This window comes from Humibacter ginsengiterrae (genome assembly GCF_054780115.1).
Genome location: NZ_BAAGWY010000013.1, coordinates 52,649 through 73,005 on the forward strand (window position 1 = coordinate 52,649; position 20,357 = coordinate 73,005).

Here is a 20,357-nt window from a genome sequence, read left to right on the forward strand (position 1 = left end):
TTCAGCTGCCCGCCCGGAGCAATGACCCGGCGTTGCGCATCGATAATTGCGGCAGATACGCGCGGGTCAGCGCCAGCCCGATAGCGGGCAGCACGGTGGGGTCGGGGTAAGCCATCAGCGCGGGGTGGAACTCGGGTTGGAACTTCTTCTTGAACTTCAGCAGCGACCGGAAACCGTAGACCGGTTCCAGGGATTCGCTCAGATAGTTCAGGAGACGATCGATCCCTTCGGCGTTGTCGTTGCTGGCGGTGTGGGCCAGCGGGGCGCCGGAGAGGCTGAGGAATTCTTTGCGTTCGTCCCGCATCTTCGCGGCCGTCTCCGCGATGACGAACTCCATCACGCCGTTCGAGCTGTCGCTGCGCCGGCGCATGAAGTCCAGGGTCCAGCCGATCACCTTCTCGTCCCGGTAGCTGGGCAACCAGCTGGTCACCGCATGCACGACCCCGTCACCACCTATCGCGAGCATCAAACGCACCGCGGGATCACGGAGTTCGTCCAGACCGCCGAGAGTGAATCCCATCTCGGGGAGCGCTTTGTCGGACACCCATTGCTCTGAGATCTCGGCCACCTGGTTCGCGGTACCGATGGACAAGTCCGCGTAACGGGTCCAGACCGCGCGGATTCCCGCGCGTTGCGCCCGGTTGATGGAGGTGCGGATGTCCTGCCACTTCTTCCCCGTCGTCTGCCAGTTCTCCGGTCGGATGATCGTCTCCTCAGCGACGACCATGGTGTTCCAGCCCACCGACCGGAAGTACCCTTCGTACCCGGCGTCGACGCTGTAGAACACCGGTATCCAACCGTGGTCGTCACAGAACCTGGCGAACCTGCCCATTGCTGCTTCGTGTCCGGCCCGGGCTCCGAATGGTCCGCCAATCGTGAGCGCGACACGTCCGAATACCCGGTAGGTGATGACAAACCGGCTCGAGGGGTCGAACCAGTGCCAGTTCCCCGGCCAGGTGGCCATGAACGACAGGGCGTCTCCCCCGCCGGCCATCAACCGTTCCCGCACCGCCGACATCTCCCCGGTATGGGAACGGGCGGGGCTGTCGATCATCGGCCACCACGCGCCGATGATCACGATGCCCCAGAACACGGGGCCGACGCCGTAGTAGAGAAGCCCGCCCATGAAGGTGGAGGGGAGGAAGTCGAGCGTCTCCCGTCGTAGGAACGACACCGGAACGAACCGGTCGAGCACATCCCCCAGCAGGTTGCCGAGCCCGACCACCCTGGTGAACGCAGTGTCCCTCAGCAGAAGACCTCCACCGACATAGAGGATGCCCAACCCGATTGCGGCACCGGCCACGAGAAGCAGGTAGTTGCGTACCCGCCTGCGGGAGGGCACGACAGGGAAGTTGCTCTGGAACACGATCAGGGCAGCCGCGATGCCCAGCGGTAGCGCAATGGACAGCAGGAGCCCGAGCAGGATCTCCCAGTTCGTCCCAGTCGGCCGGTGAAGCGCGTAAGGAACGCCGATGACCGGAAGGATTCCGAAGTAGAACGCGCTGAGCAAGCCGAGCATGAGGTTCACAGCCGCGGCGACCCAGACTGCGAACCGCCGTGCCCGCAGCAACCCGTACGCGCACGCGAGCAGCAAGATCAGCGGTGCGATCGAGACGAGAACAGCACCCGGGTTACTGATCCGGGTCAGGGTGAGCAGGTGCACGCATCCGCGGGTGATATGGAACGCCTGGCATTGCGGCACGGTCTCCTGCGCGTTCGGGGACTGTTCCAGCAGCAGGTCCACGATCGGTGCCAAGGGCCCGAACCGTGACCCGGAGACGAACGCGATCACCGGTCCCACCGCGCTGATCGCGACGATCACGGCGAGGAGGTTTCGGATCTCGTGCCCGGACCCGCGCACCCACCTGGCGACGTGCTTGTTCGGCCGCAGCAGCAGGCCGAGCAGCAGACCCGTCAGGGCGGCCAAGAGCCGGTAGAGATCGCCTGGGTGACCTGAGTAGAGCAGGAACACGAGCAGAACAAGAAGCGTGAGCACCCGCACCCGGCGCCGCCACAAAACACTCATGAACCCACTCGCGGTCATCACCGCGCCCGCGACGGGTGTCAGCGGGTCCAACGTGACTAACTCGAGGGTGTTCCGGGACCAGAACTCGCCGGTACCGGAACCGACCAACTGCACCGCCACCCCGGCCAGGACGCCGACGATTCCCGTGCCGAAGAACGCGATCACGGTGCGCCAGACACCCATCACCCGTTCCGCGATGCCTAGTAGCACTACGGATGCAACCAGGGCCACGAGGAGCGCGGCGATCCCGGTGGTGAAAAACATCCAGGTGAATGCAGCCCACCAATGTCCCTGCTCCACGATCGGCTCGAGACCGGCACCCATGTCCCACCGCATCATCCGGACCGTTCCGAACAGGGATTGTTCGAACACTGCAAGCAGCAGGATCACCGCGGTCACGATCACGGTGAACGGGCGCCTCTGCACAAACGTGACGACGGCGCGCGCCATCGGCGTAAGCGGAAGCGAGCGCACGCTCGTGGACGGCTCAGGACTGGGCATGAGGTCTCCCTGCGAGAAGAGCCGGGCGGACGTCGTGGACCGGTGGAGATGGTGGAGGACCCGGGAAATCGAACCCGGCGAGGCGCCCCGATAGGCGGTCCCCCATGCCCGACGCCTTCACTGAAGGCCTCGGGACAGGTTAGCAGCGCTGCCTGCCGGCAGACCTCCTTCCTGCTGTGTGTCCATCAACGGCCTGCAGCCATTCTGTGTCCGGACGGTGTGCTCGTGCTGGAGCTGCTGCCACCGGTGCTACCGCTGGTCGAGCCGCCGGTGGAACCGACGTCGACACCGTCCGGGTCCTGGTGCCCGCCGTCGTTGCCGTCGCTGGTCTCGGTGCCCTCGGTCTTCGCCTCGGCGGGATCGTTCGCTTCCGCCTTCTCGTTGTCCGCGGTCTCCTTCGGGTCGTTCACTTCCGGCTTATCGGTGCCGGTCGTCGTTCCCTGAGTGGCGCTGGTGACCGGCGTCGTATTCGGTGACGGAGTGCTGCCGGATGCGAACGCGGCACCGGTTCCGGCCATCACCAGACCCAAGGCCAGGGCGCTGGCAACGGTGGCCTTCTTCAACGTGTTCATGTCATCTCCTTCGGTTGGGGGATCCAACACGACAGCACCGTCGCAAGCACAGATAAGCGTCCGATAAGAGCAGCAGCCAAAGCCCTGGGAGAGCGTTCCGGGACACCTCACAGGGAACACACTGCCGGGATACTGGAGCAGAGAACAACGGCGAGCAGCACGGCGGAACGGAGGATGGCCATGCGTGTTCTGATCGTGGAGGACGAGCCCGTCATCGCCGACGCTGTCGCCCGCGGGCTGCGCGCCGAAGGATTCGTGGTCGAGGTTGCCGGCAATGGTGTCGATGGGTTGTGGCAGGCACAAGAAGGCGACTTCGACGTCATCGTCCTGGACATCATGCTGCCGGGACTCTCCGGCTACGAGGTCTGCCGGCAGATCCGGGCCACACCGCTGGATGTGCCGATCCTCATGCTGACTGCGAAGGACGGTGAATACGAGGAAGCGGCGCCGAATTCCTGGTCCGCCTCCCCTTGGACGAGAGTTGATCACCTTCACGCCTGAACGACCAACACCGGTGTCATCATCTCGCACTATCGGATGACAGCACCGGCTCGCTGGCGATCCGAGACGCGCGAGTCCGGTCCGTCAGGATCCGTGGCGAAGGTACCCGCAGTAGACCGGCACCTTCCACCCGAGCGTCTCATTCAGGTTGACGAGCTTCCCGTCCGGTTGCCCTTCACATGCTTCCTGCGCGGCGGGGATCTGCGCCGACCAGCTCGGCCCGGCGGAACGACGCGTGTAGGTCGGGATGTAGTTGCCGATCAGACACACCCCGATCATGACAACGGTGCTGACGGCGATCGCGCGAGTGAGTCTTCGATGCCTTGCGGGCGCGCGAAGGAGAGCGTCCGCGGCGATGAGGGCGATGCCCAGCAGAAGCATCGCGGGCACGACCCCGTATCTGGTCAACCACACGTGCAGCAGCTGCGACGAGGCGAACGATGCGTAGTTGTAGAACGGTGCCGGGTTGTCCACGACCGACGCCGTCCACACCAGCACCGAGAGTGCCGCTGCGGAGATGATCGCCACCCGTTTCGGGGTCCCTGTGTGCCGCCACGCCATGAGCACTACTCCGGTCAGCAGGAGCAACAGCGCACCGGCGACGATCAGACCTCCATGCGCCAGGACGGTTCCGATCATGTTCTGCGGGAACACGTTCGGCAGGACAGCGTTGACGAGATAGCCGGCTGCGATGGATGCCGGTGAATCCTGCGCCGCTGTCGCCGCTGTTCGCGGTGCCAGCACCGTGGCGACCAGTTGCGCGCCGATCCCGACGGCCGGTCCCGTCACGAGAACCCAGCCGTGACGTCGCCGGAGCGCGAGAATCAGCAGCGGCAGGAGGAAGACGGTCTGGATCTCACTTGCCGCTGCTGCAAATCCGATCAGCGTGAACGCGGCAGCGCTCGGCCGGCTCCGCGGCCTGAACAGCAGAATCCAGAAGCACATCCAGAACAGAACCGAGTGCAGGTTCGTCGGGTTGCCCAGCACGTCCCGCGGACCCAACGGGACCAGCAGCACAACGGCGGCGAGCATGACACGCAGCAAGCGGCTGCCGAAGACATCGCGGGAAGCTACGTACACCACGCACGATGCGGCGCCGGTGACAAGGCAGGCTCCTGCGGTCATCCCGTATGCCCAGAAGGTGATCGGCAGCCACTGCACTACCGCTCCGGCGATCAGCCGGGGCAGGAACTGCAGGTATCCGGCGTACGGGAGGAAGGTCGCACCGAACAGGCCGTGCTGCTCCGCGCCAGCCAGGAACAGACTGCCGTCTTCCGCCCACAATGTGTCGTGAGCCAGCGGTGGAAGACGAAACCACAGCAAGACTGCTCCGCCGACGCCCAAGCCGATGAAGAGCAGAGTTCGTGCCGCAACGTGCCGCCGCTGTCTCGATCCGTTGGCGACAGTGGTGACGGGCGTGCCCGGGGCATGCTCAGCTGTTCGACTCGGGGCAAGGACCGGCACCATGCTCCCATCGCATCCTCATGCTGCACAGGAACCATCCAGATACGGCTCGGAGCGCCCAGTCTGAGTGGATCGATCAGAAGCGCCAACCCGCTTCACAGGTACGCCGACGTGGGCGGCATCGTTACGGGGTCTTCGTGAGCAGGTAGACGACGCTGGCATGCAGCGAGAACGCATCGGCTTTCCGGTATCCGAGCTTCTCGAGCGCAGCGAGACCGTACGAATCGGGACGGTGCGGAACGGAGAGACCCGAAGGAGTCCGGTATTCGACCACCCACACGCGATGGATATGGTCGAAGCGGCCCCGCTCCACAGCATGTTTCACCGAGTACGTGGCCGCGTACCACGTGTCGTTCCGGGTGAACGGGGTTTTCAGCAGAACGTCACGCGCCGGACCGAACGCGCCAGGCGCCGCGGTGTCCAACGCCAGTCGTGGACGCCGGGACGGCCGCGCTCCACCGTCGAACATGATGCCGTCGCCGGGCTGGGAGTGCGCTCGCACCGTGGCGGCGACCTCATTCCAATCCGACTGGTTCTCTGAATACGGGCCGCGTTGCCCGGCCCAATTCGGCGACGCGACTACGACGACCGCGACCGTCAGGACGACGCACGCCCAGGTGGCAGCAGCGGGGTACCGGACTACCCGCGCCACCACTCGGGCGAGAGCCTGGATCCCTGCCGCGATCAGGATGCCGGCGGCGGGTGCGGTGATCGCCGCGTACCGCGCGGTGAACAACGGGAAGACCGCATTCGCAATCAGCAGCAGACCGGTCGGGACGGCCACCCAGGACAACGCCAGGACACTGGCATCGGGTGCCGGCCATCCTCGCTTGATCCGAATCAGCTGCCACCCCAGCGCCAGCACCGCGACTCCGATCAGGGTCCAGCCCACCACTGCGAACGTGACATCTCCGAACCACATCTGCTTGAACAGGACGTCCCAGGACGCGTAGTCGCCGCCCTTCAGATAGGAGATCTGTGCCCGCTCCAGGAAAGCCATGATCAGGATCGGTACCGCAGCGCCGAGGCCGCACACACTAGCGATCAGCCATCCGCGCCAGTGCCGCCGCACCGACGGGGTGACCAGCAGGAACACGCCGACCGCGAATGTCACCAGCCCGGTGTACAGGAACAAATACGTTCCCACTGCCAGCAGCATCCCGTAGCAGCCCCACAGTCGCCGGTGCCGGCCGGGCCTGCGGATGATCTCCACCACCAGGACGCACAGCCCGGCCGCGACTGCTGCGTCGAAGGCGAACGAACGCGCTTCCGCGCCGGCATAGGTCAGACGTGGGAGCACGGCGCAGATGACACCGGCCAGCACCGCGAGACGCATCGTGGCCACCCGGATGCAGAGCCACACCACCAAGCCGACGCACACGCCCATGGCGACACTGCTCGGGAACCGGATCGCGAACGGGCCGTACCCGAAGACCTTCACCCAGAAGTGGAGGAACAGGTAATAGGTCCCGTGAACCGCGTCCACATGCTGCACCAGCTGAAACAGGCCAGTCAGGGAGCGCCTGGCCGCCAGTTGGCTGGCCGCCTCATCCCCCCACAGCGAGGGAACCCACGACCCCGTCACGCTCGCGAGCATGGCCAGCGCACCCAGAGCCACCGGAACCAGCGCACGGCGGCGATGCTGCAGCACCAGGCGCGACTCGGAACGGGTTGCGGTCTCGGTCAGCAGCACACTGCCAGTCGATGCGAACAGCTCCTAGAAACGACCCACGTTACGGCTGTCTTCGGATAGTTTCAGGGCTTTCACTACCCGGCACCGTTTGAGCACGTCTGCGTCGCGGCTGTTTGGCCGTGCACGTTTCCACCCAGTTGCACAGGTGTCGACGCAGGTGCTGGGGTGCCGGTGGGCGTTCCCGCCCCCGCGCTACCACCGCTTGCTGGTGACGACGGCGAAGTGGCACCACTCTGCGGCTGTGATGGTGTCGGCGCGGAGGTGACCGAGCCCTGACCCACTCCCCCAGTGAGCACCACAGGTTGGTCGTTGACGAGCGCCGTGTCCAGAGCCTGCGCCGATGCCGTGTCAGGTACTACGCGGTTGCTGTTGTCCGGGTCGGTCAGGACCGGGTACTGCATGAAGGCGATGTTCGACGATTGCAGATCCTTCGCAGCGGAAGCGATCTGATAGAGCGTCGCCACGTTCGCGAGGCTGTCTGACAGAGTGACGTTACTCGATGCTGCTTTCGCCAAACCCCACAGTTTCACCGGGTTTCCGAGGGTGCCGTTACTCATGATCGTCCGGGCCAACGCCGAGAAGAACACCTGCTGGTTGCTCAGCCGCGACAGGTCAGAGCCGTCGCCGACACCGTGCCGGGTGCGCAGGAACTCCGCCGCATCCTGACCTTGCAGGGTCACCTGCCCAGGTGGCAGGTTCAGGCTGGTATCAGGGTCGTGGATGCCTTGCCCACCGATGCACACCGGCACACCACCGACCGCGTTCGACATCGCCACCACGCCCTCGAACGTGATCAGACCCGCAAATGGGATCTGGATGCCGGTGAGCTTCTCTATGGTCAGGACGACGCAAGAGAGCCCGCCCTCGGACAGCGTGGTGTTCAATTGCGCTTTGCTCTGCGCCGGCGTGGAGCCCCCACCGGATGAAGGACAGGCTGGAATCGGGATCATCAGGTCACGAGGAAACTGCACAACCGTCAGCCGACTGTGGTCGCTGGAGAGATGGATGAGCACGTTGTCGTCGTTGTTGCCCACCCCGGAACTGTCCGCCAACGTGCCCCACGAGCCGCCTTGCCCGGTACGGGTGTCGGAGGCGACCATCAGGATGTTCACTCCGCCCTTCAACGCCGCGATAGACGGGATCTGCTGCTCGTGCCCGGCCAGATGAACGCTCTTCTTCACATCACTGACGAGGTTGACCGCGGCGACTCCGGCGATGCCCAACACGCTGACCACGGCGACTGCGACGACCGCCCCCAGAACCTTGGCAAGAGTGGCCCACGGGCGCCGGTGCAGCTTCCCGTGCCTAGCGATGCCCGGACGCACGTGCGCCGCATCACGCGCAGAGGCACGCGACTCGTGCTGCACCATCGGCCACCAATCGTTTACTCCGAACAAGATTCGAGATGCCCCCGACAGTGGCGGTGCGACCGCCGGTCGCGGGAGGCATCCCGGTAAGCATGAGGAACCAGGATGAGACGATCCCTCAGGTCTTCCTCGGCCAGGTGAGAAGCCGCACATGTCGGCACTGAATCTCATGCAGGAAATCGGCCAGTCTTCGATGGCGTCCCCCACATCCAGGTGTCGTCCTCGCTAGGAACTTGGAGAGACCTCAACAGCTCGCAGATAGCTTCAACGTATGTCTCAACAACGTTCACAAGGCCGCGCCTGGGTACGGCTTATCATCGTCGCCGCAGTCGGATGCATTGTTGGACTGATCGTCGGGTCCATCGGAGATATTGGTTTCGGTTTTGCCGCCGGATGGATCGCTGCGAGCGGTCTCTATGTCACGTGGGTCTGGTCGGCTCTAGGCCGAATGGACGCCCGAGCGACACGGGCACACGCGACACGGGAAGACCCCGGCCGGACAGTTGGTGAATCAGTCGTACTCGCCGCCAGCATTGCGAGCTTGGGGGCCGTCGCCCTGGTGCTGATCCGTGCTCACCAACTACACGGAATCGGCCAAGATCTCGCTGCTGCACTCGCTCTGCTCACCGTCGCTTCCTCGTGGGCGATCATCCACACCAGATACATGCTCAGGTACGCCCGGATGTACTACACCGAGCCCATCGGGGGAATCGACTTCCACGGCCCGGTCGACGACGCCCGCTATGTCGACTTCGGCTATCTGGCCTTCGACCTCGGCCAAACCTTCCAGGTGTCCGACACGAACCTGCTTACCGCCCGGTTCCGCGGAGTCGTCCTCCGTCACACGCTCTTGTCCTACGTATTCAGTACGGCGATCCTCGCCACCGTCATCAACCTCGTCGCCGGACTCGGCTGACACACCAGTCGGCTACCGAGCGGCGTTCTCGGCCTCGGGGCATCCCTCTGCCGATCAGCCGTTCCAGCAGTAGCACGAATCGTACTCAGATTCATTGAGGTTGGAGTGCAGTGACGATCGCCTGCGCTTTTGCCCAGAACTGGGAGTAGTAGCCGGCATCGGAATTGCCCTGTACCCGATGCGCGAGTTCGCTGGGGTCCATCGTCTGCCAGCCGTCGATGCTGGTCAGCTTGTCGAAGAAGTGCGTTGCAGCAGTGTACGGATCCATTCGGTCGGCGAGTGTCCCCCATGCACCGTTGTCCCGCTGTTGAAAGAGTCCGCGGCTGTCCGGCCCGGCGGTGTCGCCGTGGTCTAGATTCCGTAGCCCGGACTCACCGATCGCTGTCATGACGCCAACTGCTTGGGTGTGCGTTCCGATGCCCTGGTCGTGTGCCGCATTCATGATATGGGCAGCCATCACTAGCTCGGGCTGGCAAAACCCGGCGACCGGCCCCGCGGGAACGACGATACTGCCCACAGTGACCGGAGGCACGCGGGGACATTCCGGTGCCGGTGTCATGGCCTCGCTCACACGCGACAGGCCACCTGTGGCGACCAGGGACACCGTGAGGCAGGCACCAATGGCGAGCAGGACCACCGTGAGTATGGCGATGAAGAGCTTCTTCAGGTCGCACCTCCGGTTCAGTAGCGGGTCATCACGCTATGCGCCAGAACTGGGCGAAGCATGACCGAATGCGATGAGTACCCGCGGATCCGGGACGGACTATTCACGGACCCGCGGACCGGTTGGGTCTGCGTCTGATACGTTTCCGCGAATCAATGCTCTGCTGTCCACCACTGCCGAATCCGTGCTCGGTGCAGAGTAGGCCGCCACCAGTTCGACCCGCATCACACCCCGCGACGGGTACAGGCGCAGCGACGTTGCTATCTCGAACCCGGTGTCGATTCCGGTCGAATGACAAGAGCGCGCAGGGCCGGTTCAACGAGGATGGTGGCTGGGGTTACCTCAGGGCCGGTGTCCGCTACCTCGACCTGGGACGGTTCATTCCGACCCCACCTACATCCTCGATCGTGAAGAGCCCCATCTAGTGCCACGTTGGGCTGGGAACCCGGCACACCAATTGCGACGTGGCTCGACGCGGTCCGCCTTCGCTCCGGGAACTATCGGCGCAGAATCCCTCGAAGCTAAGACGACGAACGAAGAGACAACGGGGCAGATCTCGAGATTGATCAAGCAACAAGCGAGATTCCGACGAACGACCACGGAGCTAAGAAGATGCTTGGGAACAAGTATTGGTGACTCAAGATGATGATTCGAAAAGATGGTGATGCACGCAGGCACTTTGCAGTGACAGGAGTACTCTGGAGGCTGTGCGTGGCGGTGTTGCACGGTGGAAGCGCGGGGTTGCTTCACAAGGAGTGAGGCAAGCGGTCGCGTACGCCTTCGGCGGGGTCTGTGACGCCACCCTCACGGCTCGTGACGCTGCTGGGGTGATCGCCGCCGCGGATTATGCGGACGCGGTGATGACCCGGTACATCTGCGAAGCCGGCATCATCCGCGACGACCTCCTCAGCCGGAAGCAGCTGCGGTCGTGGGTCGACGGTCTCGACCCACTCACCGGGGAACGCCGCGGCCGTGACCTCGAGTCCCCCGCCGCTGACTTGGTCCTTGATGCGACCGTGAACGCACCCAAGTCGTTCTCCATCGCCGCACTCCTGGATCCGGAACTCAACGCTGCTTACGAGGATCTGCAGGACCGGTTACGGGACCGGGTCATCCATCTCTGGCAGACCGAACTCAACGCTAGGCGTGGTGCCGGCGGCAAGGTCCGGGAGGACCTTGCCCGGGTTGAGGTCGTGGAGCTGAAGCACGAACGTTCTCGGTCGTTGGATCCGCACAAGCACCGACACCTCTGGTTGAACGTCAAAGTCCAAGGCGAAGACGGTCGTTGGTCGAACTTGGACACCCGGGTGGCGTTGCGGTTCCAGAACGTGGTGAACGCCGAGGGAGATCTCGCCGCTAGAACCGATCCCGCTTGGATCCAGGCTCTCGCGGCCAAGGGGTTCACCCTGAACGCGGACGGAGAGATTGAGCAGCTGCAGCATCTGGTACGGCCGTTGTCGAAGCGATCAGCCCAAATCGAACAGAACCGGAGCAATCGTCTCGACTGGTGGCGGTCACAGTATCCGGGTGAGGAACCGTCGCGAGACGTGTTGAACCAGATCGACCGGTGGGCATGGGCCACCGGTCGGCCGAACAAGCCGCACGACCTCGATGAGGACGACTGGGCGGCCATCATCAAGGAAGAGATCCGCACCACCGATACGGAGTTGACCACGCGGCCAGCGGCAGCGGTGACCCCCGTTGCCGTGGCGGACATCGATGCGGACTTGGTGGCCGCGAAAGCTGTCGTGGATGCGGACGGCCGCTCCACCGGCACCGGCGGCCGGTTTTCCGTCTTCGACGTCCGCGCCGGCGTCCTCCGGGCGCTCTCCTCTGTTGGTCTTGTTACCGAGCGCGACAATCTCACTTCGTTGATTGACGAGCTGGTCGAGAAGGCGGTGACCGCCCACACAGTCCACCTCCTCGAGGATCGGACAGCGCCTGAGCATGTGAAGCACCTTGTGGCCACCGAGACAGTGACCGCGAAGGTGTCTGTTGCGCAGCGCCTCGAGCTCCTCCCGACAACGGGTGCGGCCGCCAAGCTAGACGTCATCGCCCAGGTAGCCGCAGTTGTCAGCCCAGACAAGCAACTCGATGAAGGGCAACTGGACGGTGCCTCCGCGATCGCCGGGACGAATCGTTTGGTGACAGTGATCGGCGCAGCCGGCACGGGCAAGACGACCATGCTAAAGGTCGCTGCCGCAGCATTACACCTCGAAGGTCGCCGGATGATCGTGGTGGCCCCCACGAAGAAGGCAGCGACCGTGGCCGGTCGCGAGACCGGAACCGATGCTTCTTCGCTGCACCAACTCCTCCACACCTATGGCTGGCGCTGGGATGTTGATCCCGCTGGACGCACCGTGTGGTCGCGGCTTTGCGTCGGCGAGATCGACGCGACCACAGGTCTGCCCTACTTCGGGCCCGGAGACAAGGGAGTGGGACCACACGACCGAATCGTTGTCGACGAAGCAGGCATGCTCGACCTGGATGCCACCAACGCGCTGCTCTCGATCATCCACGAAACGGGGGCAAGCCTGACTGCTGTCGGCGACCCCAACCAAGCACTCCCTGTCGGCCACTCCGGCGCCATGGAACTCATGCGACGAGCAAGCGTGAACAATGTTGAGCTGACTGACATCCATCGGTTCAAGGATGCGGACTGGGGCGAGTTCACACGCGAGCTAAGACGTGCTCATGGTGCCGAGGAGCGCCGCAATGTCGCTGCCCGGCTTGTCGACACCGGTCACGTGCACTTGGTAAGCAACACCAATGAAGCGTCCGATGTCATGGTCGAGGCGTGGTTCGATGCGTCACGAGCGCGCGAGTCCATTTCCCTCGTAACTGCCACACACGCAGAAGCACAGGTAGTGAGCGAGGCCATCCAGGCGCGGCGTGTCCATGACGGTTCGCTGCACACGGATCGAACCGTGGCCGGGCAGGGAGAACAAATGATCCTTGAAGGAGACCTGGTCCAAACACGCCGCAATGACTCCCGCACCGGGGTAGAGAACCGGCAGAGCTGGACAGTCGTACGTATCACGGATGACGCGATCCTGCTTACCTCCGCATCTGACTCCACCGAGTTCCGTCGCATCGGTCACGAGTATGCGAGGCAGCACCTTCACCTTGGCTACGCGACCACTGTTTACGGCGCCCAGGGCGAAACAACTGATCGATCACTAGTTGGCCCCGGCGTCAACGCAGCCGGACTCTACGTCGGACTTACCCGAGGACGAAAGAACAACAACGTCATCATCGCAGCACCGACGGCGAGGAGCGCTAAAAGTGAGCTCGCCGACATGCTGCGCCGCGGAAACGTCGAGGCGACCATGGACGCAACACGTAAGGCCGCTGCAGCAGAACTCACCCGAGCGGCTTCATCCGCGGGACCCGCTGCTGGCCTTGCGGGTTCCAACCGACAGGTGGCTCCCCAAATCTAGGCCAGCCGATATTCGCGACAGATCGGCACTGCTACCTGATTTCGCGCCTCGATGTCACCGTTCTCCGGATCAAACATGATCAGTGCGATCCCGTTTGCGTCAGCAAACTCGCCAGCAGCGGGACGTGTTCCTCCGGAGTGAAAGACCAGCCCTCGACGGCCATCCGAGGCGACCAGAGCGACAGCACGATCGACCAAAGGCATTCCTATGTTGCCGCGCTCGTTGCTCACAAAGGCGACATATCGCGAGCTATACAGGTCGCAGACCAGCGCGGCGTCTCCCGTCGCAACCATGGTGTCAAACTCGCCCAGGTAGATCATCCACTCGCGGCACACATCGACTGCTTGCTGGTCTGAGACCCCTTCCGGACGCGGAGCAGGTCGTTCGCCGTTCACACGAACATCATCGCGCGAGCTCGTGACGCGATGCACCAGCCGATCGGTAGGCGACACACCCCGGGACACGGCGGGTCCTTCTAGTACATTCCCCGGTTCGTCCGAGACGAAGGCTCTATGCGTAGTGGTAGCGGCAGGCGGCAATGCGGACTTCGTCGTCGACCACCTTGTAGACCAGGCGGTGCTCGTCGGTGATACGCCGGGACCAATACCCCGCGAAGTCGTGCTTGAGGGCTTCAGGCTTACCGATGCCGTCGTTGCCGTGGCGCTGGATGTCGGCAAGCAGCGCGTTCACACGTTTCAGAATCCTGCGGTCCTGGCCCTGCCACCACAGGTAGTCCTCCCACGCGTTCTCGTCCCAGACCAGCCGCACCTCAGTCCGTCTCGATCAGCTCGTGAACCTCGCCGTTCCCGGATTCCAAGCGCTCCATCGCATCCAGCAGTCGGCGGGCGTTCGCCGGAGAGCGCATCAAGTACGCCGTCTCACGAAGCGACTCGTAGTCCTCCAGCGAGACCATCACTACTGGATCATGACCGGCGCGCGTGATGACCACTTCCTCACGATCATCCGTTACCGAATCCAACACCTCAGCGTAGCGCGCGCGGGACTCCGTGTAACTCATCGTCTTCACGATCCACCTCCTGTACAGAAAAGTGTACGCCGGTGGTCGTCGGCTCCGCCAGCGGCCGATGAGCTGTGCGGGGCTCGGGGTTTCTCGTCGGTAACCTACACCGACTCCATCAGGCGACGTGCTCCCACACTGCACTGACTACGCCGTGCCATGTGCCGCGTCTCTATCGGTCAAGCTCCAACTCCGAGAGGCGCTGATGCCTGCCCACTACCGACGTTGCAGCGCCGTGCCGCCGATCGATCGTAGCGTGCCGCGTCGCCTGCGTTCGTTCCGGTCTCTTTTTGCAGACTCCGGCCGTGCCGGCCTGCGCTTAGCAAGCGATCCCTCCCCTCGCTTCACCCCCGCTGCACACTCGTGATCGCAGCTACCGGGACGGCAGGAGACAGGTCTCCCTCACTCAACGGTCAGGGATCCGAGGTCACATAAAACAGGCCCGGCGGGACGGACGCGCAGCATCGGTCGTACGCTGACGAGGGGACGGTCAACGGAGCCGATCGGACAGCGCCTGTGGTCCGTCGGAGTATCCGGGGAACGTGATCCAATACGATGCAGGACGCCATTCGGATGTGTATACCAATGTGTATACGTTGCCGTCTCCTCGAGCGCTTCCCTAGTGATTCACTGTGGAGCCTAGGAGAATCGAACTCCTGACTTCCTGCTTGCAAAGCAGGCGCTCTACCAACTGAGCTAAGGCCCCGTGCGGAGAATTGGTGGGGATACGAGGACTTGAACCTCGGACCTCTTCGTTATCAGCGAAGCGCTCTAACCGCCTGAGCTATATCCCCGACATGGACCATCGAAATGGCCGAATGACAGACTACCTGAGCGCCTTCGATCACGCGAATCGTGGCGGGAGAGGTGGTCAGTTGTGTTCGCAGCTTCGCTGCTCAACAACTCCCATCGGCTCGGCAGAGCGAGCAAGCTCGCTCTGCGCTCACCCCAGTCAGTTGTTGGTGAAGCCGATCAGCAGGCCACCGGTGATCTTCACGCTGAGGTTGTACAGCAGCGAGCACACGGCGCCGAGCGCGGTCGTGATCACCAGGTTGAGGATCGCGACGACGATCGAGAAGCCCATGACCGTGCCGAGGCTGAGAATCGACTTCAGGTCACTGCCGCTCGTGCCCGAGATGTCTTTGAACAGACTGTTCAGGTTGTCGAAGATGCCGGTCTGATCGAGCACGATCCAGATCAGGAACGTACCGACGATCGAGATGATTGCCAGGCACAGACCCACCAGGAACGACAGTTTCACCGCCGACCAGAAGTCGATGTAGACGAGGCGAAGCCTGACCTGCTTGGCCGGCCCCTTCCGAGACGAGGATGTCTTCTTCGCCAATCGTTCCGCCACACTAGTCATCTACGGGGTTGTCCTTTCCGGGCTGCTCGGCCTCCTCACCGGTCGATTCCTCTTCCGGTTCGGCGTCGTGAGCGTCCAGATTCCGCTCGCTGTTCCGCGCGATGGCGATGATCCTGTCGTCATCGGCGAAGCGAGCGAACACGACACCCATGGTGTCACGGCCCTTCGCCGGCACCTCGGCCACGGCAGAGCGTACCACCTTGCCGCTGGCAAGAACCACGAGAACCTCGTCCTCATCCTCGACGATCAGGGCGCCGGCGAGGTCACCTCTGTCATCGCTCAGCTTTGCCACTTTGATTCCCAGACCACCGCGACCCTGTCGTCGGTACTGATCGACAGCGGTTCGCTTCGCGTACCCGCCCTCGGTCACGACGAACACGTAACCTTCATCGGCGGAAGCTGAGGTTTCGCTGCGATCCGCGCCCATGGTCCCGATCACGGCTGCATCCAGCAGCGCATCGTCGTCACGGAAGTGCATGCCGATGACACCGGAGGTTGACCGCCCCATCGGACGAAGCGCCTCGTCGGTCGCCGTGAATCGCAACGACATGCCCTTGCGGGAGACGAGCAGGATGTCGGAATCCTCCTCGACGAGCAGGGCGGAGATGAGCTCGTCCTCCTCGCGCAGCCGGATCGCGATGATCCCGCCCGTGCGGTTGGTGTCGTACTCCTTGAGCTCGGTCTTCTTCACCAGGCCGTCCCGGGTCGCGAGCACCAGGTACTTCGCGGCGGAGTAGTCGCGGATGTCGAGAATCTCTGCGATCTCTTCATCCGGCTGCATGGCGAGAAGGTTCGCCACGTGCTGGCCCTTCGCGTCCCGACCTGCCTCCGGCACCTCGTAGGTCTTCGCCCGGTAGACACGCCCCTTGGTCGTGAAGAACAGCAACCAGTGGTGGGTCGTCGTCACGAAGAAGTGGTCGACGACATCCTCGCCGCGCAGCTGCGCACCCTTCACACCCTTGCCGCCGCGATGCTGCGAGCGGTAGTGGTCGCTGCGCGTGCGCTTGATGTACCCGCCGCGGGTGACGGTGACGACCATCTCCTCTTCGGGGATGAGGTCTTCAACGCTCATGTCGGCGTCGAAGCCGTAGAGGATGTTCGTGCGTCGCTCGTCACCGTACTTCTCGGCGATCTCGGTGAGCTCCTCTGACACGATCGATCGCTGGCGAACGTCGTCCGCGAGAATCGCCTTGTAATCCGCGATCTCCGCCTCGAGCTTGGCGAGGTTGTCGATGATCTTCTGCCGTTCGAGGGCCGCGAGCCGGCGCAGCTGCATGGAGAGGATGGCATCCGCCTGCACCTGATCGACGTCGAGCAGCTCGATCAGTCCCGCACGCGCCTCGTCGGCGCTCGGCGAACGGCGGATGAGCGCGATGACCTCGTCGAGCGCGTCGAGCGCCTTCACGAGGCCGCGCTGGATGTGCGCGTCTTCCTCCGCCTTGCGCAGACGGAACTGGGTGCGCCGAACGATCACGTCGATCTGGTGATCGACCCACGCGCTCACGAACCCGTCGAGCGGAAGAGTGCGCGGCACTCCGTCGACGATGGCGAGCATGTTGGCGCCGAAGTTCTCCTGCAGCTGCGTGTGCTTGTACAGGTTGTTCAGCACGACCTTCGCCACGGCGTCGCGCTTGAGCACGATGACCAGCCGCTGGCCGGTGCGACCGCTGGACTCGTCGCGGATGTCCGCGATGCCGCCGATGCGTCCGTCCTTCACGAACTCGGCGATCTTGATCGCGAGGTTGTCGGGGTTGACCTGGTAGGGGAGCTGGGTGACGACGAGGCAGGTGCGGCCCTGGATCTCCTCGACGTTCACGACCGAGCGCATCGTGATCGATCCGCGTCCCGTGCGGTAGGCGTCGTGGATGCCCTTCACACCGAGGATCTGCGCACCGGTCGGGAAGTCCGGCCCCTTGATGCGCTCCATGAGCGCCTCGAGCAGTTCCTCACGCGAGGCATCCGGGTGCTCCAGCGCCCACAGCGCTCCGGCGGCCACCTCGCGCATGTTGTGCGGCGGGATGTTCGTGGCCATGCCGACCGCGATGCCCACCGAACCGTTGACCAGCAGGTTCGGGAACCGGCTCGGAAGGATGGTCGGCTCCTGCGTGCGACCGTCGTAGTTGTCGGTGAAGTCGACGGTGTCCTCGTCGATGTCGCGCACCATCTCGAGCGCGAGCGGTGCCATCTTCGTCTCGGTGTACCGCATCGCGGCCGCACCGTCGTTCCCCGGCGACCCGAAGTTGCCCTGCCCCAGCGCGAGCGGGTACCGCAGGCTCCATGGCTGCACCAGGCGAACCAGGGTGTCGTAGATGGCGGTGTCGCCGTGCGGGTGGAACTGACCCATCACGTCGCCGACGACGCGCGAGCACTTCGAGAAGGCGCGGTCCGGACGGTATCCGCCGTCGTACATCGCGTAGATCACGCGGCGGTGCACGGGCTTCAACCCATCGCGCACCTCGGGAAGCGCACGGCCGACGATGACCGCCATCGCGTAGTCGAGGTAGCTGCGCTGCATCTCCAACTGCAGCTCGACCGGCTCGATCTTGCCGTGCACGATGCCGTCATCGATGGGATCGACGTCGGTCGCGCTACCGTCGACGTCGCCACTTCCGAGATTGCCAGTGCCGTCGATCTCGTCTGCCATCTACTTCTTCTTCGTCTCTTCTACTCGTTTGCTAACGCTCGCCTGTTTCGATATCCGGCTGCGCCGGCTACTGGACCAGCGGCGACCACCGCGGGGCCGGCTGTACTCAGATGTCGAGGAATCGAACGTCTTTCGCGTTCTTCTGGATGAAATGGCGTCGCGACTCGACGTCCTCGCCCATCAGGGTGGCGAAGGTCTCGTCGGCCGCCGCCGCATCCTCCATGGTCACCTGCTTGAGCGTGCGCGTCTCCGGGTTCATCGTGGTCTCCCAGAGCTCCTGATAGCTCATCTCGCCGAGACCCTTGTAGCGCTGGATGCCATTGTCTTTCGGGATGCGCTTGCCGGCGGCAAGCCCATCGGCGAGGAGGGCATCCCTCTCGCGGTCGGAGTACACGAACTGGTGGTCGGCGTTCGACCACTTGAGCCGGAACAGCGGCGGCTGGGCGAGATAGACGTAGCCGAGCTCGATGAGCGGCCGCATGTAGCGGAACAACAGCGTGAGCAGCAGGGTCGTGATGTGCTGGCCGTCGACATCCGCATCGGCCATCAGCACGATCTTGTGGTATCTGGCCTTCTCGCCGTTGAACTCCTCGCCGATGCCCGTGCCGAACGCGGTGATCATCGCCTGGATCTCGGCGTTCGCGAGCGCACGGTCGAGCCGAGCCTTCTCGACGTTCAGGATCTTGCCGCGAAGCGGAAGGATGGCCTGGGTCGCCGGATTGCGTCCCTGCTTCGCCGATCCGCCGGCCGAGTCGCCCTCGACGAGGAAGATCTCGCTCTCCGCGGGGTTGCGGCTGGAGCAGTCCGCGAGCTTTCCCGGCATCCCGCCGCCTTCGAGCAGACCCTTGCGCCGAGCGGTGTCGCGCGCCTTGCGTGCCGCCATGCGGGCGCTGGCCGCCTGGATGGCCTTGCGGATGATCTCCTTCGCCTGGTTCGGGTTTCGGTCGAACCAATCGCCGAGTTGATCGCCGACGACCTTCTGCACGAATGCCTTCGCCTCGGTGTTGCCGAGCTTCGTCTTCGTCTGACCCTCGAACTGCGGTTCGCCGAGTTTGACGGAGACCACCGCGGTGAGACCCTCGCGCACGTCTTCGCCGGAGAGGTTGTCATCCTTCTCCTTGAGGATGCCCTTGTCTCGCGCGTACCTGTTGACCAGCGTGGTCAGCGCCGCACGGAAACCCTCTTCGTGGGTGCCGCCTTCGTGCGTGTTGATCGTGTTCGCGTACGTGTGGACGCTCTCGGTGTAGGCCGTCGTCCACTGCATCGCGACCTCGAGCGCGATCTTGCGCTCGGTGTCTTCGGATTCGAACGAGATGATCTCGTCGTTCACCACCTCGGCGCGCTTGGCCGAGTTGAGGTACTCGACGTAGTCCTCGAGCCCACGCTGGTAGAGGAATGTGTCGTTGCGCTCAGGAACGACCTCGCCCTCCTCGTCCAATGCCTCGCGCTCCCGCTTGTCCCACAGCGAGATCTTCAGTCCCTTGTTCAGGAACGCGTACTGCTGGAACCGGGTGCGGAGGGTCTCGTAGTCGAACTCCACCGTTTCGAACGTGTCGCTGCTCGGCCAGAACGTAATGGTCGTTCCGGTCTCGGTCGTGGCCTCGCCTTGCTCGAGCGGGGCATCCGGAACACCGTCGTGATAGCTCTGTCGCCAGACGTGTCCCTGGTTCTTCACCTCCACCTCGAGGCGCCTCGAGAGGGCGTTCACGACCGAGGAGCCGACGCCGTGCAGACCACCGGAGACCGCATAGGCTCCGCCGCCGAACTTGCCGCCGGCGTGCAGCACCGTGAGAACGAGTTCGACGGTGGAGATGCCCTCGGGTTGGTGGATGTCGACAGGGATGCCCCGCGCGTTGTCGACGACGCGCACGCCGCCGTCCTTCGTGAGCGTGATGTCGATGTGGTCGCCGTGGCCTGCCAGGTACTCGTCTACGGCGTTGTCGACGATCTCCGTGACAAGGTGGTGCAGACCGCGCGGACCCGTGGATCCGATGTACATGCCCGGCCGCTTGCGGACCGCCTCGAGTCCTTCGAGAACCTGAATCTGGCTCGCGCCGTAGTCGTTGTCGGTTCCAGCCGTCTTCGGTTCCATCGTCATTCGGTTAGGGCTCCTGACCGCACATTTTTCGTGACCACTCATTCTACCAAGAGCGGACCGAGGATCTGGCGTGAAACGGCCCTCTGA

15 protein-coding genes and 2 tRNA genes are annotated in these 20,357 nt (G+C 63.9%); 3 read left to right on the plus strand and 14 right to left on the minus strand.

What is annotated here, in order from left to right:
- Nucleotide 1 precedes the first annotated feature (1 nt).
- A complete protein-coding gene (locus tag ACYVII_RS14745) occupies nucleotides 2-2,527 on the minus strand; it encodes a phosphatidylglycerol lysyltransferase domain-containing protein (protein WP_460536404.1) in 2,526 nt (841 codons plus the stop codon).
- A gap of 185 nt (nucleotides 2,528-2,712) precedes the next feature.
- Entirely contained in the window at nucleotides 2,713-3,099 is a 387-nt protein-coding gene (locus ACYVII_RS14750; RefSeq protein ID WP_460536406.1) for a hypothetical protein, read from the minus strand.
- Between the two features lie 180 nt (nucleotides 3,100-3,279).
- Here ACYVII_RS14750 and ACYVII_RS14755 point away from each other — a divergent pair, with 180 nt between their 5' ends.
- On the plus strand, nucleotides 3,280-3,600 hold the full coding sequence (locus ACYVII_RS14755) for a response regulator (RefSeq protein ID WP_460536408.1): 321 nt from the start codon (nucleotides 3,280-3,282) through the stop codon (nucleotides 3,598-3,600).
- Between the two features lie 84 nt (nucleotides 3,601-3,684).
- Here ACYVII_RS14755 and ACYVII_RS14760 read toward each other — a convergent pair whose 3' ends face one another.
- The 3 genes from ACYVII_RS14760 to ACYVII_RS14770 form a co-directional block, all read right to left on the minus strand.
- On the minus strand, nucleotides 3,685-4,923 hold the full coding sequence (locus ACYVII_RS14760) for a hypothetical protein (RefSeq protein WP_460536410.1): 1,239 nt from the start codon (nucleotides 4,921-4,923) through the stop codon (nucleotides 3,685-3,687).
- Nucleotides 4,924-5,188: 265 nt separating this feature from the next.
- Entirely contained in the window at nucleotides 5,189-6,757 is a 1,569-nt protein-coding gene (locus ACYVII_RS14765) for a glycosyltransferase family 39 protein (RefSeq protein ID WP_460536412.1), read from the minus strand.
- A 74-nt stretch (nucleotides 6,758-6,831) separates the two neighbouring features.
- Nucleotides 6,832-8,082 carry an LCP family protein gene (locus tag ACYVII_RS14770; protein WP_460536414.1) on the minus strand — a complete coding sequence of 417 codons (1,251 nt, stop codon included), beginning with the start codon at nucleotides 8,080-8,082 and terminating at the stop codon, nucleotides 6,832-6,834.
- A 313-nt stretch (nucleotides 8,083-8,395) separates the two neighbouring features.
- On the opposite strand from ACYVII_RS14770, the gene ACYVII_RS14775 reads away from it, so the two are divergent.
- Nucleotides 8,396-9,040, plus strand: a complete 645-nt coding sequence (locus ACYVII_RS14775) for a DUF1345 domain-containing protein (RefSeq protein WP_460536416.1) — start codon at nucleotides 8,396-8,398, stop codon at nucleotides 9,038-9,040.
- 91 nt (nucleotides 9,041-9,131) lie between these two features.
- On the opposite strand, the gene ACYVII_RS14780 is transcribed toward ACYVII_RS14775, so the two are convergent.
- Nucleotides 9,132-9,677, minus strand: coding sequence for a hypothetical protein (locus ACYVII_RS14780; protein ID WP_460536418.1), 546 nt, complete (start codon nucleotides 9,675-9,677; stop codon nucleotides 9,132-9,134).
- Between the two features lie 854 nt (nucleotides 9,678-10,531).
- On the opposite strand from ACYVII_RS14780, the gene ACYVII_RS14785 reads away from it, so the two are divergent.
- Nucleotides 10,532-13,144 carry an AAA family ATPase gene (locus ACYVII_RS14785; protein ID WP_460536420.1) on the plus strand — a complete coding sequence of 871 codons (2,613 nt, stop codon included), beginning with the start codon at nucleotides 10,532-10,534 and terminating at the stop codon, nucleotides 13,142-13,144.
- Here ACYVII_RS14785 and ACYVII_RS14790 read toward each other — a convergent pair.
- The 8 genes from ACYVII_RS14790 to gyrB form a co-directional block, all read right to left on the minus strand.
- Nucleotides 13,141-13,539: a hypothetical protein gene (locus ACYVII_RS14790; RefSeq protein WP_460536422.1), complete on the minus strand. Its 399-nt coding sequence runs from the start codon at nucleotides 13,537-13,539 to the stop codon at nucleotides 13,141-13,143. The two genes, ACYVII_RS14785 and ACYVII_RS14790, sit on opposite strands and share 4 nt — an antisense overlap.
- 115 nt (nucleotides 13,540-13,654) lie before the next feature.
- Nucleotides 13,655-13,912, minus strand: a complete 258-nt coding sequence (locus tag ACYVII_RS14795) for a type II toxin-antitoxin system YoeB family toxin (RefSeq protein ID WP_460536424.1) — start codon at nucleotides 13,910-13,912, stop codon at nucleotides 13,655-13,657.
- A gap of 1 nt (nucleotide 13,913) precedes the next feature.
- Nucleotides 13,914-14,171 carry a type II toxin-antitoxin system Phd/YefM family antitoxin gene (locus tag ACYVII_RS14800; protein ID WP_460536427.1) on the minus strand — a complete coding sequence of 86 codons (258 nt, stop codon included), beginning with the start codon at nucleotides 14,169-14,171 and terminating at the stop codon, nucleotides 13,914-13,916.
- Nucleotides 14,172-14,795: 624 nt separating this feature from the next.
- Nucleotides 14,796-14,868 (minus strand) — tRNA-Ala (locus ACYVII_RS14805).
- 11 nt (nucleotides 14,869-14,879) lie between these two features.
- A tRNA-Ile gene (locus ACYVII_RS14810) sits at nucleotides 14,880-14,956 on the minus strand.
- 158 nt (nucleotides 14,957-15,114) lie between these two features.
- On the minus strand, nucleotides 15,115-15,528 hold the full coding sequence (locus tag ACYVII_RS14815; RefSeq protein WP_460536429.1) for a DUF3566 domain-containing protein: 414 nt from the start codon (nucleotides 15,526-15,528) through the stop codon (nucleotides 15,115-15,117).
- Nucleotides 15,521-18,172, minus strand: a complete 2,652-nt coding sequence (gyrA, locus tag ACYVII_RS14820) for a DNA gyrase subunit A (RefSeq protein WP_460536431.1) — start codon at nucleotides 18,170-18,172, stop codon at nucleotides 15,521-15,523. The genes ACYVII_RS14815 and gyrA overlap by 8 nt, the downstream gene beginning before the upstream one ends.
- Before the next feature lie 106 nt (nucleotides 18,173-18,278).
- Nucleotides 18,279-20,270: a DNA topoisomerase (ATP-hydrolyzing) subunit B gene (gene gyrB / locus ACYVII_RS14825; RefSeq protein WP_460536433.1), complete on the minus strand. Its 1,992-nt coding sequence runs from the start codon at nucleotides 20,268-20,270 to the stop codon at nucleotides 18,279-18,281.
- Nucleotides 20,271-20,357: the final 87 nt, after the last annotated feature.

Bases quoted from the DNA above. Each gene is read 5' to 3' on its own strand.
- ACYVII_RS14745 (WP_460536404.1), bottom strand. From the start codon at position 2,527: ATGCCCAGTCCTGAGCCGTCCACGAGCGTGCGCTCGCTTCCGCTTACG.
- ACYVII_RS14750 (WP_460536406.1), bottom strand. From the start codon at position 3,099: ATGAACACGTTGAAGAAGGCCACCGTTGCCAGCGCCCTGGCCTTGGGT.
- ACYVII_RS14755 (WP_460536408.1), top strand. From the start codon at position 3,280: ATGCGTGTTCTGATCGTGGAGGACGAGCCCGTCATCGCCGACGCTGTC.
- ACYVII_RS14775 (WP_460536416.1), top strand. From the start codon at position 8,396: ATGTCTCAACAACGTTCACAAGGCCGCGCCTGGGTACGGCTTATCATC.
- ACYVII_RS14815 (WP_460536429.1), bottom strand. From the start codon at position 15,528: ATGACTAGTGTGGCGGAACGATTGGCGAAGAAGACATCCTCGTCTCGG.
- gyrA (WP_460536431.1), bottom strand. From the start codon at position 18,172: ATGGCAGACGAGATCGACGGCACTGGCAATCTCGGAAGTGGCGACGTC.
- gyrB (WP_460536433.1), bottom strand. From the start codon at position 20,270: ATGACGATGGAACCGAAGACGGCTGGAACCGACAACGACTACGGCGCG.